General features: G+C 60.9%; 15 protein-coding genes. All 15 read left to right on the plus strand.

The features are described 5' to 3' along the window. Nucleotides 1-189: 189 nt before the first annotated feature. A complete protein-coding gene (gene efp, locus ACED88_RS07530) occupies nucleotides 190-753 on the plus strand; it encodes an elongation factor P (RefSeq protein WP_237205265.1) in 564 nt (187 codons plus the stop codon). Between the two features lie 5 nt (nucleotides 754-758). Continuing rightward, complete coding sequence (gene nusB / locus ACED88_RS07535) at nucleotides 759-1,169, plus strand: transcription antitermination factor NusB (protein ID WP_135012288.1); 411 nt, start codon at nucleotides 759-761, stop codon at nucleotides 1,167-1,169. 175 nt (nucleotides 1,170-1,344) lie between these two features. After that, on the plus strand, nucleotides 1,345-1,965 hold the full coding sequence (gene pyrR / locus ACED88_RS07540; RefSeq protein WP_449109230.1) for a bifunctional pyr operon transcriptional regulator/uracil phosphoribosyltransferase PyrR: 621 nt from the start codon (nucleotides 1,345-1,347) through the stop codon (nucleotides 1,963-1,965). A gap of 2 nt (nucleotides 1,966-1,967) precedes the next feature. Beyond that, on the plus strand, nucleotides 1,968-2,951 hold the full coding sequence (locus ACED88_RS07545; protein WP_237185721.1) for an aspartate carbamoyltransferase catalytic subunit: 984 nt from the start codon (nucleotides 1,968-1,970) through the stop codon (nucleotides 2,949-2,951). A 21-nt stretch (nucleotides 2,952-2,972) separates the two neighbouring features. Continuing rightward, nucleotides 2,973-4,280, plus strand: a complete 1,308-nt coding sequence (locus tag ACED88_RS07550) for a dihydroorotase (protein WP_449109231.1) — start codon at nucleotides 2,973-2,975, stop codon at nucleotides 4,278-4,280. Between the two features lie 18 nt (nucleotides 4,281-4,298). Continuing rightward, nucleotides 4,299-4,829, plus strand: coding sequence for a PH-like domain-containing protein (locus tag ACED88_RS07555; RefSeq protein ID WP_449109232.1), 531 nt, complete (start codon nucleotides 4,299-4,301; stop codon nucleotides 4,827-4,829). A gap of 52 nt (nucleotides 4,830-4,881) precedes the next feature. After that, on the plus strand, nucleotides 4,882-6,045 hold the full coding sequence (gene carA / locus ACED88_RS07560) for a glutamine-hydrolyzing carbamoyl-phosphate synthase small subunit (RefSeq protein WP_449109233.1): 1,164 nt from the start codon (nucleotides 4,882-4,884) through the stop codon (nucleotides 6,043-6,045). 12 nt (nucleotides 6,046-6,057) lie between these two features. Continuing rightward, the gene (carB, locus tag ACED88_RS07565) at nucleotides 6,058-9,363 is read left to right on the plus strand and encodes a carbamoyl-phosphate synthase large subunit (protein ID WP_449109234.1); all 3,306 of its coding nucleotides are present in this window, start codon (nucleotides 6,058-6,060) and stop codon (nucleotides 9,361-9,363) included. Next, nucleotides 9,363-10,205, plus strand: a complete 843-nt coding sequence (pyrF, locus tag ACED88_RS07570) for an orotidine-5'-phosphate decarboxylase (RefSeq protein WP_449109235.1) — start codon at nucleotides 9,363-9,365, stop codon at nucleotides 10,203-10,205. The genes carB and pyrF overlap by 1 nt, the downstream gene beginning before the upstream one ends. Before the next feature lie 239 nt (nucleotides 10,206-10,444). Then, the gene (gene mihF / locus ACED88_RS07575) at nucleotides 10,445-10,759 is read left to right on the plus strand and encodes an integration host factor, actinobacterial type (RefSeq protein WP_237193816.1); all 315 of its coding nucleotides are present in this window, start codon (nucleotides 10,445-10,447) and stop codon (nucleotides 10,757-10,759) included. A gap of 8 nt (nucleotides 10,760-10,767) precedes the next feature. Beyond that, on the plus strand, nucleotides 10,768-11,343 hold the full coding sequence (gene gmk, locus ACED88_RS07580) for a guanylate kinase (RefSeq protein WP_449109236.1): 576 nt from the start codon (nucleotides 10,768-10,770) through the stop codon (nucleotides 11,341-11,343). Nucleotides 11,344-11,498: 155 nt separating this feature from the next. After that, complete coding sequence (gene rpoZ / locus ACED88_RS07585; protein WP_377129350.1) at nucleotides 11,499-11,885, plus strand: DNA-directed RNA polymerase subunit omega; 387 nt, start codon at nucleotides 11,499-11,501, stop codon at nucleotides 11,883-11,885. Between the two features lie 13 nt (nucleotides 11,886-11,898). Continuing rightward, entirely contained in the window at nucleotides 11,899-13,197 is a 1,299-nt protein-coding gene (coaBC, locus tag ACED88_RS07590; protein WP_449109237.1) for a bifunctional phosphopantothenoylcysteine decarboxylase/phosphopantothenate--cysteine ligase CoaBC, read from the plus strand. A gap of 5 nt (nucleotides 13,198-13,202) precedes the next feature. Next, entirely contained in the window at nucleotides 13,203-14,408 is a 1,206-nt protein-coding gene (metK, locus tag ACED88_RS07595) for a methionine adenosyltransferase (protein ID WP_449109238.1), read from the plus strand. Nucleotides 14,409-14,422: 14 nt separating this feature from the next. Further along, on the plus strand, nucleotides 14,423-16,507 hold the full coding sequence (locus ACED88_RS07600) for a primosomal protein N' (RefSeq protein WP_449109239.1): 2,085 nt from the start codon (nucleotides 14,423-14,425) through the stop codon (nucleotides 16,505-16,507). Nucleotides 16,508-16,524 lie beyond the last annotated feature (17 nt).

The raw sequence follows: 16,524 nt of genomic DNA on the forward strand, positions 1-16,524 counted from the left end.
ATTCCTCCCAAAGTACTTCACCCCGTGACATACCATTGAGAGTAATCTGGTCCCTCTGTATAAAGCTGGTCCCTAATATCTCGTGTGAGTCTCACCAAGAAACTCCTCAAACCCGCAGAGCACACGGTAGACTGGTCTACGGTTTACCCCGCAACGCTTATTGAAAATTTCAGTTTAGAGGAGAGTCTGTTGGCTACTACCGCAGATATCAAGAACGGTGTCGTTCTCAAGATTGACGGCAACCTCTGGTCCGTCATCGAATTCCAGCACGTCAAGCCCGGCAAGGGTGGCGCTTTCGTCCGTACCAAGCTGCGCAACGTCACCTCAGGCAAGGTAGTTGATAAGACCTTCAACGCCGGCGCCAAGGTTGAGACCGCAACCGTCGACCGCTCCGACTACCAGTACCTCTACCAGGACGGCACCGACTACGTCTTCATGGATATGAAGACCTACGACCAGATCAACGTATCAGAGGTCACCGTTGGCGACGCCGCCAAGTTCATGCTCGAAAACCAGACCGCAACCATCGCCATGCACGAAGGTTCACCCCTCTACATCGAGCTTCCCGCCTCAGTCGTCCTCGAAATCACCTACACCGAGCCCGGCCTGCAGGGTGACCGCTCCACCGGCGGCACCAAGCCCGCAACCGTTGAGACCGGCGCCGAGATTCAGGTGCCCCTCTTCCTCGAAACCGGCACCAAGGTCAAGGTCGACACCCGCACCGGTGACTACCTCGGCCGCGTCAACGACTAAGTACCGTGAATTCAAGAACCAAAGCTAGACTTCGCGCCCTCGAAGTCCTGTTTGAGGCCGATCAGCGTGGCGATGACGTCATTGACGTTTTGATTCGTCGCCGCACCTACACCTCAGCGCAGATTTCTCTCTACTCCGAGCAGATTGTTCGTGGCGTGCGTGACCACGACGAAGAGATTCGCGAGTACATCGAAACCTACGCCCAGGACTGGACTATGGACCGCATGCCCAGCGTGGATCGCGTGGCCCTGCGGCTCGGCGCTTGGGAGCTCCTCTTCAACGATGAGATTCCCGATGCCGTAGCTATCTCGGAGGCTACCGGCCTGGTTCGCCTGCTGTCGACTGACGATTCACCCAAGTTTGTGAATGGCCTGCTCGACCGCCTGCGCCAGGTGAAGCCCACCCTGCTGGCCTAGGCCTATAGGTACCATTTAAATCAGAAAAACCCACCTCATTGGTGGGTTTTTCTGATTTAAACGGTACCTACTGAAATCTGTCTCAAATTTAGCCGCCGTGAGGGCGGACGTGATACATTGAGGTGTGACAGCAACCTTTAAGTCCGTCCTGTGAGGCGGGGAAGGAGGCCGGCACATGACCGATACCACCGGTGTACCCACCGACGTATCTGCAGGAGCCCACCGGGTCATCCTGGAGTCAGCCGACATTGAGCGAGCTCTTACTCGCATCGCCCACGAAATTCTTGAAGCCAACAAGGGTAGCGAGAACCTGGTTCTTCTAGGTATTCCGCGCCGAGGCTTCCCCCTAGCCCAGCGTCTGGCCGATAAAATTGCCCAGACCGATTCTGACTTCAACCCCGCTTTTTCTTTAGGGCAGCTCGACATCACCATGTACCGTGATGACCTGCTTTCAAAACCGGGGCGGACGCCTGAGCCCACCCGCCTGCCCGCAGCGGGGATTGAGGGGCGCACCGTCGTCCTCGTTGACGATGTACTTTTTTCAGGGCGCACTATCCGCGCCGCCCTCGATGCCCTCAAGGACTACGGCCGCCCCGACGCCGTCCGCCTCGCTGTGCTGGTTGACCGCGGCCACCGCCAGCTCCCCATCCGCGCAGATCACGTGGGCAAGAACCTTCCCACCAGCACCCATGAATCGGTTAAGGTGCTGCTCTCATCCATCGACGGTGAGGACGACAAGGTAATTATTTCCCAGCCCGCCCACTCCACCACCTCAGCCCAGGAAGGAGGGGAGTAGCCGTGCGTCACCTGCTCGATACCAAGGATCTCTCCCTTGACGACGCCCTCAACATTCTCGATACCGCCGACTACATGGGCGAGGTCGGCCAGCGCGAAGTCAAGAAACTCCCCGTGCTCCAGGGGCGCACCGTGGTCAACCTCTTCTTTGAAGACTCGACCCGCACCCGCCTGTCCTTCGAAGCTGCCGAAAAGCGTCTGTCTGCCGACATCATCAACTTCTCAGCCAAGGGCTCATCCGTCTCTAAGGGGGAGTCACTCAAAGACACCGCCCAGACCCTGGCAGCTATCAACGCCGACGCCGTGGTGATTCGCCACAGCGCATCGGGTGCCCCCCAGCGTCTGGCTGAAGCCGGCTGGATTGACGTGCCGGTGCTCAACGCCGGTGACGGCACCCACGCCCACCCCACCCAGGCCCTGCTGGACGCCATGACCCTGCGCCAGTTCAAGGCCCAGGTTGAGGGGGTAACAACCCGCGGCCTTACCCTAGAGGGTCTGCGGGTAGCGATTGTGGGCGATATCCTGCACTCCCGTGTGGCCCGCTCCAACCTCTGGCTGCTTCACACCCTGGGAGCAACCGTCAAGTTCGTTGCCCCGCCCACCTTGCTTCCGGTAGATATCGAAAACTGGCCGGCAGAGATTTACTACAACCTCGACGACGCCATTGAGTCGGGGGTTGACGCGGTGATGATGCTGCGTATCCAGAAAGAACGCATGAACGCGGCTTTCTTCCCCTCGTCCGAGGAATACTCCCGCCTGTGGGGGCTTACCCCCGAGCGCTTTGCCCGCCTCGACGCGTCCGCCCACGAAACCGCTATCCTGCACCCCGGGCCCATGAACCGCGGCCTCGAAATCTGCGCCGAAGCAGCAGATTCGCCGCGCTCCTGGGTGCTGCGCCAGGTGACTAACGGCGTGTCTGTACGTATGGCGGTACTCTACCTGCTTATGACCGGCGGCTCCGCCAACGACTTCTACCCCGGCTCCTAAGCCCTGGACGAAAGAGAAACAATGACTGAATCTGTTTACCTCATCAAGGGCGCCTCACTGCTAGGTGAGAAAACCGCCGATATTCTGATCAAGGACGGCCTCATCGCTGAAATTGGCGAGAACCTTGCGGACGCTGACGCCCAGGTCGTCGAGGCCCAGGGGCTTATCGCCCTGCCCGGCCTGGTCGACCTACACACCCACCTGCGTGAACCCGGCCAGGAGGACGCCGAAACCGTCGAAACCGGTACCCGTGCCGCAGCCCTGGGCGGCTACACCGCCGTTTTCGCTATGGCCAACTCTAACCCCGTTGCAGATACTGCTGGCGTGGTTGAGCAGGTCTTTGAACTGGGTAAAAACTCCGGCTGGGTTAAGGTGCAGCCCATTGGCGCTGTCACCGTTGGTCTGGCGGGGGAGCGCCTCTCAGATATCGGGGCCATGGCTGAATCCCGCGCCCAGGTTCGTGTTTTCTCAGATGACGGCATGTGTGTCTGGGACCCCGCCCTGATGCGCCGAGCCCTTGAATACGTCAAGACCTTCAACGGTGTCATCGCCCAGCACGCCCAGGAACCCCGGCTGACCGAGGGTGCGCAGATGAACGAGGGCAAGGTTTCTGCCGAGCTCGGTCTGGCTGGCTGGCCCGCTGTTGCTGAAGAATCCATCATCGCCCGCGACGTGCTGCTGGCTGAACACGTTGGCTCCCGTCTGCATATCTGCCACCTGTCAACCAAGGGTTCGGTTGAGATCGTGCGCTGGGCTAAGGAGCGCGGTATCAAGGTAACTGCCGAAGTTACCCCCCACCACCTGCTGCTGACCGATGAGCTGGTACGAACCTACGACCCCGTCTACAAGGTCAACCCGCCCCTGCGCACCGAAGAGGACGTACTGGCCCTGCGCCAGGCTGTTGCCGACGGCATCATCGACATCATTGGTACCGACCACGCACCCCACCCCGCAGAATCCAAGGATTGTGAGTGGGCCTGCGCTGCCAACGGTATGACCGGCCTTGAGCAGGCACTGTCCATCATCCAGAAGACCCTGGTTGATACCGGCTACATTACCTGGGCCGACGTTGCCCGCATCATGAGTACCAAGCCCGCCGAAATCGGTCTGGCAGCCGACCAGGGGCGTCCGCTCGAAGCGGGGGAGCCCGCCCACCTGGTGCTGGTCGACCCTGCCGCAACCCGCGTCATCGACCCCGCCGCCCAGGCCACCAAGGGCAAGAACAACCCCTACCGGGGCCTGGAAGTGCCCGGCGCGGTCGTAGCCACCTTCTTCGGCGGTCACCCCACCGTTCTCAACGGTGCACTGAACACCCCGTCCGCTAAGTAACCCGCTAGGAGAGTGCCCGTGTCTGACAAGCTGATTCCCACCCTCATCTTGGCCCTCATTGCCGTTCTCATTTTCTGGGCTATGTGGCAGGGCTGGAAGAACAGGAAACAGCGTCAGATCCACACGGGCACCCTACTCGATGTGCCCGAACGCTACGACGACGCCGAATCCCTGCTCGCGGTACCCGGCACCTATGTTGCCACCACCGTCATGGGGGACTGGCTCGACCGTATCGCCACCAACACCCTGGGCGTGAAATCAACAGGTGTCTTCTTTGTCTACGAGGACGCAGTTATCATCATGCGCAACGGCTCTCAAGATATCTGGATTCCCGCCAGCGACATTATTGGTGTGCGCACCGAAGCCGGTATGAACGGTAAGTTCGTCGAGAAAGACGGCCTGGCTGTGCTGTCCTGGTCGCTCAACGGCAACCCCGTCGATACCGGCTTCCGCACCCGCTATGCGGCTGACAAAAAATCAATCCTGGATGCCGTTGCAGCTATCGCGCCCCAGGCAACCGTCGGCCACGACACTCTGGCCCGCCCCTAAGTTTCCACCTGCTGATTGCAGGTGCCTACACCAACCAACAGGAAGTGTGTGAATGTCCCACCCAGCACCCACCCCACGTGCAGCAGTACTCGTCCTTGAAGACGGTACCTTCTACCGCGGCGAAAGCTACGGCGCCACCGGCAAGACCCTTGGCGAAGCGGTCTTCTCAACCGGCATGACCGGCTACCAGGAAACCCTGACCGACCCCTCCTACGCGGGGCAGATCGTGGTTCAGACCGCCCCCCACATCGGCAACACCGGCGTCAACACCGAGGACGCCGAATCCCGTAAAATCTGGGTTGCAGGCTATGCTGTTCGCGACGCCGCCCGACGCCCCTCCAACTGGCGCTCAGAGCGCTCTCTCGATGAAGAGCTGGTAGAGCAGGGCATCGTGGGTATTCAGGGCATCGACACCCGCGCCCTGACCCGCCACCTGCGTAGCGCAGGTTCCATGAGAGCCGGTATTTTCACCGGTGCTGACGCAGAGCTTCCCCTGGCCGATTTGGTTGCCCAGGTACAGGCGGCAGCCGAAATGAAGGGCCAGAAACTGGCTGACTCCGTTTCTATCGAAGAGGCCTACACCGTAGAACCAGCTGACCTCGGCTGGGACGGGGACGTTAAGGCAACCCTGGTTGCCCTCGACCTGGGTATCAAGGCCATGACTCCCAAGCGTTTTGTCGAGCGTGGCGTCCGCGTGCACGTACTGCCCGCAACCGCCACCTTAGAGGACATCACCGCCCTCAACCCCGACGGCGTCTTCTTCTCCAACGGGCCCGGTGACCCCGCAACTGCGGACGACCAGGTTCAGCTCCTCCAGTCCGTGCTGCGTACCGGCACCCCCTTCTTCGGTATCTGCTTCGGCAACCAGCTCTTGGGCCGGGCCCTGGGCTTTGGCACCTACAAGCTGCCCTTCGGCCACCGCGGCATCAACCAGCCCGTCATGGATCGCACCACCGGCAAGGTAGAAATCACCGCCCAGAACCACGGCTTCGCCGTAGATGCACCGCTGGACGGCGCCGTCACTGCCCCCAACGAAGAATTCGGCCGAGTCGAGGTCTCCCACGTGGGCCTCAACGACCAGGTAGTCGAGGGCCTGCGCTGCCTCGACATCCCCGCCTTCTCGGTGCAGTACCACCCCGAAGCAGCAGCTGGCCCCCACGACGCTGCCTACCTCTTTGACCGTTTCATCGATCTCATGCTCGAGAAGAAGAACTAAGGACACCGAACCATGCCGAAGCGTAACGATCTCAACTCAATCCTCGTCATCGGTTCTGGCCCGATCGTCATTGGTCAGGCCGCCGAATTCGACTACTCGGGCACCCAGGCCCTGCGCGTTCTCAAAGAAGAAGGCGTGCGCGTCATTCTGGTCAACTCCAACCCGGCCACCATCATGACCGACCCAGAGTTCGCCGACGCCACCTACATCGAACCGATCACCCCCGAGGTCATCGAAAAGATTATTGCCAAGGAAAAGCCCGACGCCATTCTGCCCACCCTCGGTGGTCAGACCGCCCTCAACGCGGCTATCTCCCTCGATGAGCAGGGCATTCTCGACAAGTACGGCGTAGAGCTCATCGGCGCCAACATCGAAGCCATCAACCTGGGCGAAGACCGCGAGGCCTTCAAGGGCGTCGTCGAGCGTGCCGGCGGCGAATCTGCCCGCTCCGTCATCGTGCACACCATGGAAGAAGCCCTAGAAGCCGCCAAGGAACTGGGCTACCCCATGGTCGTGCGCCCCTCCTTCACCATGGGCGGCCTGGGCTCGGGCATGGCCTACAACGAAGAAGACCTGCACCGCATCGCCGGTGCCGGCATCCAGTACAGCCCCACCAGCGAGGTCCTGCTCGAAGAATCCATCCTGGGCTGGAAGGAATACGAGCTGGAAATGATGCGAGATAAGAACGATAACGTGGTTGTTGTCTGCTCCATCGAAAACTTCGACCCCGTGGGCGTCCACACCGGTGACTCCATCACCGTAGCCCCCGCCCTCACCCTCACTGACCGCGAGTACCAGAAGCTTCGCGACATCGCCATCAACGTGATTCGCGAGGTCGGCGTTGACACCGGTGGCTGTAACATCCAGTTCGCCATCGACCCGGCAACCGGCCGCGTCATCGTCATCGAAATGAACCCCCGAGTGTCCCGCTCGTCCGCTCTGGCATCAAAGGCAACCGGCTTCCCGATTGCCAAGATCGCCACCAAGCTCTCCCTGGGCTACACCCTGGACGAGATCCCCAACGACATCACCCAGAAGACCCCGGCATCCTTCGAACCCACCCTCGACTACGTCGTGGTCAAGGTTCCCCGCTTTGCCTTCGAGAAGTTCCCGGCAGCGGACCCCACCCTGACCACCACCATGAAGTCAGTGGGCGAGGCCATGGCCCTGGGTCGCAACTTCACCGAAGCCCTGCAGAAGGCCATGCGCTCCATGGAGCAGAAGGGCTCAACCTTCCGCTTCGATAACCCCGAACTCGGTGCGGACGAACTGGCTGCCCTGATTGAACAGACCAAGACCGCTACCACAGACCGTATTTTCCAGGTCCAGCGGGCCCTACTGGCCGGTGCCACTGTTGAACAGATGTACGAGGCAACCGCCATCGACCCCTGGTTCCTGGACCAGCTGGTGCTGCTCAACGAGGTAGCCGTAGAAATCGCTGCCTCCAAGACCCTGGACGAGCGGACTCTGCGCCTGGCCAAGCGTCACGGTTTCTCCGATGCCCAGATTGGTGAGATTCTGGGCATGAACGAGGCAGTAGTGCGCGGTATCCGACACGCCCTGAACATCCGCCCCGTTTTCAAGACCGTTGATACCTGCGCCGCCGAGTTTGAGGCCTTCACCCCCTACCACTACTCCTCCTACGACCAGGAGGACGAGGTAGCCCACCATGAGAAGCCTTCCATCATGATTCTGGGTTCCGGCCCCAACCGAATTGGCCAGGGTATTGAATTTGACTACTCCTGTGTTCACGCCTCCATGGTGCTGCGTGAAGCTGGCTACGAGACCGTCATGGTCAACTGCAACCCCGAGACCGTATCTACCGACTACGACATCTCAACTCGCCTCTATTTTGAGCCCCTGACCCTAGAAGATGTGCTTGAAATTGTTGAGGCCGAGCGCCGTACCGGTGGTCTGCTGGGCGTCTTCGTTCAGCTCGGCGGCCAGACCCCGCTCAAGCTTGCTCAGGAACTTAAGGCAGCCGGTATCCCGATTCTGGGTACCTCACCCGAGGCTATCGACCTGGCCGAGGACCGCGGCGAATTCTCCCGTGTGCTGGAAGAAGCTGGTTTGCTTTCCCCCAAGAACGGCACTGCCTACACCTTCGAGAACGCCAAGAAGATTGCGGACGAGATCGGCTACCCCGTGCTGGTGCGCCCCTCTTACGTACTGGGTGGCCGTGGCATGGAAATTGTCTACTCAGAGGCCCAGCTGGCCCGCTACCTAGAGAACGCCACCGAGGTTTCCCCCTCCCAGCCCGCTCTGATTGACAAGTTCCTTGAAGATGCTGTCGAAATCGACGTCGATGCCCTCTTTGACGGTGAAGAGCTTTACCTGGGCGGCGTCATGGAGCACATCGAAGAGGCCGGTATTCACTCGGGTGACTCTGCCTGCACCCTGCCCCCCATTACCCTGGGGCCGGACGTCATTCAGCAGGTCAAGGAGGCAACCTACAAGATTGCCGCCGGCGTGGGCGTGCGCGGTCTAATCAACATTCAGTTCGCCGTAGCTTCTGAGATTCTCTACGTCATCGAGGCTAACCCCCGCGCCTCTCGCACCGTCCCCTTTGTTTCAAAGGCAACCGGTGTGCAGATGGCGAAGGCAGCGGCCCTGATTGGAACCGGCAAGACCATTGCCGACCTCAAGGCCGAAGGCTACCTGCCCGCAAATATGGACGGCGCCTCCCTGCCCGCCGAGACTGCGATTGCTGTCAAGGAAGCTGTGCTGCCCTTTAGCCGCTTCCGCACCCCCGAGGGCATCGTGGTTGACTCCCTGCTCGGCCCCGAAATGCGCTCAACCGGTGAGGTCATGGGCCTGGATCGCCACTTCGATACCGCTTTCGCCAAGGCTGAAGCATCTGCAGGTTCTAAGCTGCCGACCGAGGGTAAGGTCTTCGTCTCTGTAGCTAACCGCGACAAGCGCAACTCCATCATCTACGTGAAGATGCTGCAGCAGCTGGGCTTCGAGATTGTCTCCACCGGCGGTACCGCAGACGTTCTGCGCCGCAACGGGGTGGAGTCCCTGGTTGTTCCCAAGATTGCAGAAACCAAGGACGGGGAGCGCTCCATCGTTGATATGGTGCGCGATGGCGACATCGACCTGATTTTCAACACCCCCTCCGGCGGACAGGCTCGCGGCGATGGCTACGAGATCCGCGCTGCTGCCACCTCGGTAGGCTGCCCCGTGATGACCACCGTCTCTGAATTCGGTGCAGCCGTTCAGGGTATTAACGCCCTGCGCGAATACAGCTGGGACGTCATGAGCCTGCAGGAACACGGCGCCTCCATTGAGGCTGCCCTGAAAGCTCGGGAGGCCTAATGTCACGCGGTTTTGGTGATCGCCTGGCTGCGGCCATGGGGGAGAAGGGGCCCCTCTGTGTGGGCATTGACCCCCACCCCGCCCTGCTCGATGCCTGGGGGCTGCCCGACACCGCGGCGTCCTTAACCACCTTTGCCTCGACCGTGCTTGAGGCCTGCGGTCGGGTAGCCGCAGCCCTCAAGCCCCAGGTGGCGCTCTTTGAGCGCCACGGTTCGGCGGGTCTGGCTGCCCTCGAGCAGCTGCAGCGGGATGCTGCGGACGCCGGTGTTCTGGTTGTTGCCGACGCCAAGCGCGGCGATATCGGCTCGACCATGGCAGCCTATGCGGACGCCTGGCTGGGGGAGACCTCACCGTTGGGCACCGATTCAGTGACCCTGAGCCCCTACCTGGGTTTTGAGTCCCTGCGCCCAGCCCTTGACCTGGCTGACCGCAATGACCGGGGCACCTTCGTGCTGGCGCTGACCTCGAACCCCGAGGGGCAGACCGTGCAGCATGTGGGCGGTACCTCATCTGTTGCCGCATCGATCATCGCCTCAGCCCGTGCCGAGAACGACCAGCGTCACTGGGAGGCCATGGGGCCCTGCGGTCTGGTGGTGGGAGCGACCGTAGCAGACGCCTTGAAGAAGCTAGAGATTGACCTCTCGACCTTCAACGGGCCCATTCTGGCACCGGGCTTCGGCGCCCAAGGAGCTACGGCCCAGGACCTCTATACCGTTTTTGCCGGTATCGAGAACCAGGTGCTGGTGAACTCGAGTCGAGGCGTGCTGGCGGCGGGGCCGTCGGTTCAGGGTCTGCGTCAGGCCGCTGAAAAGGCTCGTGACGAGCTTGTAAACGCCCGGTAGAGTCTAGACCAACAAAAATGGTGGGAATCTGTTTCAAATTCCCACCATTTTTGTTTAAAACAAGGTTACCGACGGGTAACTATCTTCCATAACCGTTTCTGACATGCTATTTTGTAATTGTTGGTTCGCAAATAGATAAGCAACAACCCCCAAGAACGAGCAAAGCTGCTCGGTTGCTTGTTTATTCCAACACACCCCACCCCTGCCCTATAGGCATCTCGCACAGAAGGACAACGATTATGCCTCTTCAGCCCCTCACCGAAGAACAGCGCGCCGCCGCCCGCGAAAAGGCCAAGAAGGCCCGCGTCACCCGCGCCGAAATCAAGGACGCTGTAAAGAACAAGCAGATTACTATTGCAGAAGTTCTTAAGCGCGCCGAAACTGACGAAGCAGTCGCTAGACTGAAGGTAACCGACCTGCTCACCTCCCTGCCGGGTGTGGGCGAGGTACGGACCGAGAATATTTTGAACGAACTGAACATTGCTGCGTCCCGCCGTCTGCGTGGTCTTGGTATCCACCAGCGTAAGGCACTCATCAATCTTCTCGACCGATAAGGGAAACCATGGCTGAACAGAACGCCGCACCTAAACTGACCGTGCTAGCTGGCCCAACCGCCGTTGGCAAGGGAACCGTTTCTGCTTACATTCGTGAGCACTACCCCGAGGTGTGGTTCTCTGTCTCCGCCACTACCCGCGACCCCCGCCCGGGCGAAGAGGACGGCGTGCACTACTACTTCGTCTCAGACGAAGAGTTTGAGTCGATGGTAGAGAACCGCCAGATGCTGGAATGGGCCACCGTGCACAACTCCTACAAGTACGGCACGATTCGCTCTATGGTGCAGAAGCAGATGGATGCCGGTAAGCACGTGCTACTTGAAATCGATTTGCAGGGCGCCCGCCAGGTGCGCAACGCCATGCCCGAAGCGCAGCTCATTTTCTTGGCTCCTCCCAGCTGGGACGAACTGGTATCCCGCCTCATTGGTCGGGGAACTGAGTCGCCGCAGGAGCAGGAGGCCCGCCTCGATACCGCCAAGATTGAGCTGGCTGCTGAGCCCGAGTTTGATTACACCGTCATCAACGAAACCGTGGCAGAAGCGGCGGAAGAAATCGTGCGCCTCATGGGTGCTCACCGCAAGTAAGCCAGGGAGTCGCTAGGGCGGCGGTTTAGGGGAATATCACCCCTGTACCGCCGCCCTTTTGCGTGACAAAAAAACGGTTGACCGATAGTATAGGTAGAGTTTTATGCCACCGGTAGCCCCGGTGGTGAGCAAGCACAGTCAAGATGGAGTCTTACGTGGCAAACGCACACAACGATGAAGGTATCATCAATCCCAGCGCAGACGCTCTGATCCAAAAAGCTGAGTCGAAGTACGGTCTGGTGATTTTTGGTGCTCGCCGTGCTCGCCAGATTAACGCCTACTACTCGCAGCTTCACGAGAACCTGTACGATCACGTAGGCCCCCTGGTAGATTCTGAGCCCAACGAGAAGTCGCTCTCTGTGGCTATGCGTGAAATCAACGAAGGCCTGATTGAGGCCCGCCATATTACTGATGGTCAGTTCGATGAAAACGGCACCCTGCTGCACGAGGATGAGCCCAGCGCATTCCTGGCCGGTGGCGACTTCTACATCGACGAGCCCTTCGTTGAATACGTCGACGCTGAAGATGCAGATCAGGCCTAATCTGCAGTAGCTCATGCGAGTCGTTATTGGCATTGGAGGGGGCATTGCTGCCTATAAGGCGGCAATGCTCCTTCGTCTTTTTGGTAAGGCCGGGCACGAGGTTATTGCGGTGCCCACCGAGGCTGCCCTCAAGTTTGTGGGGCAGCCTACTCTTGAAGCCCTGAGTGGCAACCCGGTGTCGGTGGACGTCTTTGAGCGGGTTCCCGAGGTCAATCACGTGCGGCAGGCTGAGCAGGCTGACGCTGTGATCGTCGCCCCGGCGACAGCTGACCTCATGGCTCGTTTAGCGGCTGGGCGGGCTAACGACCTGCTGACCGCAACCGTGCTGACCACTCATGCCCCGGTCATTTTAGCGCCGGCGATGCACACCCAGATGTGGGAGCACCCGGCTACCCAGGCCAACGTAGCGACCCTGAAATCCTACGGCTACTACGTCATCGAGCCTGCCGTGGGCCGTCTGACCGGCCCCGACTCCGGTGTGGGGCGCCTACCTGAACCCGAGGATATATATGCCCAGGCTCTAGCCCTTTTGGGCTGGGATCAGGACGCCGCGGGGGAGGGCCAACCGGTTGAGTCAGGTGAGCTCCCCCTAGCTGGGCAGCGCCTGCTCATTACAGCCGGCGGTACCCGTGAAGCCCTTGACCCGGTACGCTTCTTGGGCAACCGGTCCTCGGGCAAGCAGGGCATCGCCCTTGCTACTGCAGCTACCGAACTCGGCGCCCAGGTACACCTCATTGCAGCCCATGTGGAGGTCGAGATACCGGGTAACCTGCACCGGGTCACCCGGGTATCAAGTGCCCTGCAGCTGCGCGAAGCCGTGTTTGAGCACCTGGCAGCTACCGACGTCCTGATTATGACCGCGGCGGTGGCCGACTTCAGGCCGGCAGAGTACGCGGACGCCAAGATTAAAAAGACGGACGACCCCGGCCAGGACCCCGTGATTAGGCTGGTGCGTAACCCCGACGTCCTCAAAGAAGCCGTGCTCTACCGCGAGGAAAACCCGCAGCGAGCACCCCACACCATCGTTGGTTTTGCCGCCGAGACCGGGGATGCCACCACCAGCCCACTCGCCTACGGCCGCGCCAAGCTGGCGCGCAAGGGCTGCGACTACCTGGCGGTGAACACCGTGAGCGAAACACAGGGATTTGGGGCAGATAGCAACACTATTACCCTGCTCTCGGGCCAGAATGACCGCGAGGTAACCCTCCAGGGCAGCAAGCTCGACGTCTCCCGCGCAATACTTCGTCATATAGCGCAAGAATTCAACAATCATTCACCAAGTAGCCCTACCGGGCTGAGAGAAGTACAGTAAAAACCGTGACAGAAAAAAACCATCTTCGTTTATTCACCAGTGAGTCCGTCACCGAGGGCCACCCCGACAAGATCTGTGACCAGATCTCGGACTCCATTCTGGATGCCCTGCTGACCGTAGACCCCCTCTCTAACGTGGCAGTTGAGACCCTGGTAACCACCGGCCAGGTCCACGTAGCTGGCGAGGTAACCACCAACGGCTACGTTGATATTCCCAGCATTGTTCGCAAGACCATCTTGAACATCGGCTATAACTCCTCAACCCACGGCTTCGACGGCGAATTCTGTGGTGTTTCGGTTTCGATTGGCGAGCAGTCACCCGACATTAACTCGGGTGTTTACAACTCCCTTGAAGCCCGCCAGGGCACCGCAGCCGACGATCTGGACCGCCAGGGCGCAGGCGACCAGGGCATCATGTTCGGTTACGCCACCAATGAGACCGAAGTGCTCATGCCCGCCCCCATTTACGTTGCGCACCGCCTGGCTGAACAGCTGACCAAGGTGCGTAAGGACGGTACCCTGCCCAACCTGCGCCCCGACGGCAAGACCCAGGTAACCCTGGGCTACGACGAGAACTTCAAGCCCGTCATGATCGATACCGTGGTTGTCTCAACCCAGCACACCGCTGATTACGACCTGGACCAGCTTGCTGCCGATATCAAGCAGTACGTGATTGAACCTGTTCTAGCCAGCTTCGACTTCGACTCGTCCCAGGCTAAGTTCATCATCAACCCCGCAGGTCGCTTCGTTCAGGGTGGCCCTGTAGGTGACGCTGGCCTGACCGGACGCAAGATTATTGTGGATACCTACGGCGGCATGGCCCGCCACGGTGGTGGCGCCTTCTCGGGCAAGGACCCTTCAAAGGTAGACCGCTCCGCTGCCTACGCGATGCGCTGGGTTGCCAAGAACATCGTTGCTGCCGGCCTTGCCGACCGGGCAGAGGTCCAGGTTGCCTACGCTATCGGCCAGGCTGCTCCCGTGGGTATCTACGTTGAGACCTTTGGCACCGAAAAGGTTGAGATCTACAAGATTGAACAGGCTATCCGTGAGGTCTTTGACCTGCGCCCGCTGGCCATTATCCGTGACCTGGAGCTCCGCCGTCCTATCTACGCCAAGACCGCAGCTAACGGGCACTTCGGACGTGAAGACCGCGAGTTCACCTGGGAACGCACCAACCGTGTGAGCGAACTCAAGGCGGCCGTAGGCCTCTAAGCTAAAATGTCTGTATGACAACGGCACCCACCCCCGAATCCCTGCAACCAGATTTGTTGCAGGGATTCGACATACCCGATGCGCACCTGGTCGGCTCTACAGCAGCCGAGGACGCCGCGGTGCAACTACCGGTTGCCCGGGTGCACATCGATACCCATGTGCCCCACCTAGACCGCCTCTTCGACTACCGGGTGCCAGCGGCTCTCGATGAAGAGGCTCAGCCCGGGGTGCGGGTGAGGGTGAAATTCGGGGGACGGGAGGTGACCGGTTGGTTACGGGAGCGCGTAGAGCATTCGGACGCCCCCGCCCGCCTGGTACCCCTGCACAAGGTGATTTCGCCCCTGCCTGTTGTTACCCCTGAAGTCTTTGAGTTAGCTGATGCCCTAGCGGAGCGCTACGCGGGGCTGGTTTCCGATGTGCTTCGCCTGGCTGTACCCCCGCGGGTCGCTAGCGTTGAGAAAGCTTTTATAGAGTCCGAAGACCCGGCCGAAGCGCCCATTCCAGACTGCCCCGACCTCACCGGCTTCTCCGACTACGCCCATGGGGCAGAGTTCTGTGAGGACCTGCTTGCCGGCCATCAGGCCCGGGCGGTGATGGCCGTGCTACCCTCCCACCCTGAACGGAGCTGGGAGCAGCTGCTGGCGTCCGCCCTGGTAGCTACCGCCTCCACCGGCAGGGGAGCCCTAGCCGTGGTGCCAGACCATAAGAGCCTTGACCGGCTCACAGCCGCCCTCGAAGAGCTCGTAGACGAGAGCGCCTTCGTGCGGTTGACCGCCAACGATAAGCCCACCCCCCGCTACCGCAGTTATCTGAAAGCCCAAAGCGGCCAGGTGCGTATCGTGATCGGTACTCGTTCAGCCGCCTACGCTCCCGTAGCCAACCTGGGGCTGGTTGCCTGCTGGGACGACGGGGACTCTTCCCTGGTTGAGCAGCGGGCCCCCTACTGCCAGGCCCGTGACGTTCTTCTACTGCGGGCCACCCTCGAAAAGGCAGCGGCCCTCTTCATGGGCTATGCGGTCTCTAGCGAGGCTGCCCGCCTGGTCCGCACCCGCTGGGCTAGCTTCCTGGGGGCGGACAGAGCCCTGGTCAGGTCTTTTACTCCCCGGGTCATGCCCACCGGCGACGACTATCAGCTTGCCCGCGACCCCCTGGCAGCTATTGCCCGCATACCCCACCAGGCTTTCGTCGTAGCCAAGGACGCCCTCGCTACGGGGCCCGTGCTGATTCAGGTAGCCCGCGCGGGCTATATTCCCGCTCTGGCCTGCCAGCGCTGCCGCATGCCCGCCCGCTGCGATAACTGTCGCGGCCCCCTGACCCAGCCCGCCGGGGGAAGTACCCCCCAGTGCGGCTGGTGCGGCCACCTGGCCCACCACTGGCACTGTCTTGACTGCGGGTATAACCGCTGGCGTACCGGTATCGCCGGTGCCCTGCGAACCGCAGAAGAACTGGGTCGGGCATTCCCAGGCGTCCCGGTGATCACCTCCAGCGGCGAGAACATCAAAACCAGTATCGGCTCAGAACCTGCCCTGGTCATCGCCACCCCCGGCGGCGAACCGGTAGCTGAGGGTGGTTATGCGGCCGCCCTGCTGCTTGATGCCGACCGGATGCTCCAGTTCGACTCCCTACGTGCCCCCGAAACCGCCCTCCGGCGCTGGCTCAACGCGGCAGCCCTGGTGCGCTCCTTTGCCGTGGGCGGCCGCGTCGTCACCACGGCCAGCCCCTCCGCAGCTCTTGAAGCGCTGGTGCGCTGGGACCCCATGGGTTTTGCCCTCTGGGAAATGGACGAGCGGGCCGAGATTGGCCTGCCCCCGGCCGTCCGCACCGCCGCCATTACCGGTAGTGAGCGTGCCGTGCAGGTCTTTTTGGAGGCTATTACCCTGCCCGATGAGGCCCGCGTCAACGGCCCCATGCCCCTGGCCGATTCAACCGGCTACTACGAGGGGGAGGCCGACAGCGACCTCTACCGCGCCATTATCTTCTTCCCCTATGCCGTGGGAGCCAAACTCACCCACCACCTGCGCTCCATCAAGGCATCCCTAGCTGCCCTGAAAAAGAGCGAGCCCGTGCAGATACGCTGCGACGGGCTCGATATTCTCTAGGTCTGCCCGATGCCTGG

The sequence above is a fragment of the Rothia sp. 11273D007AR genome, from assembly GCF_053547255.1.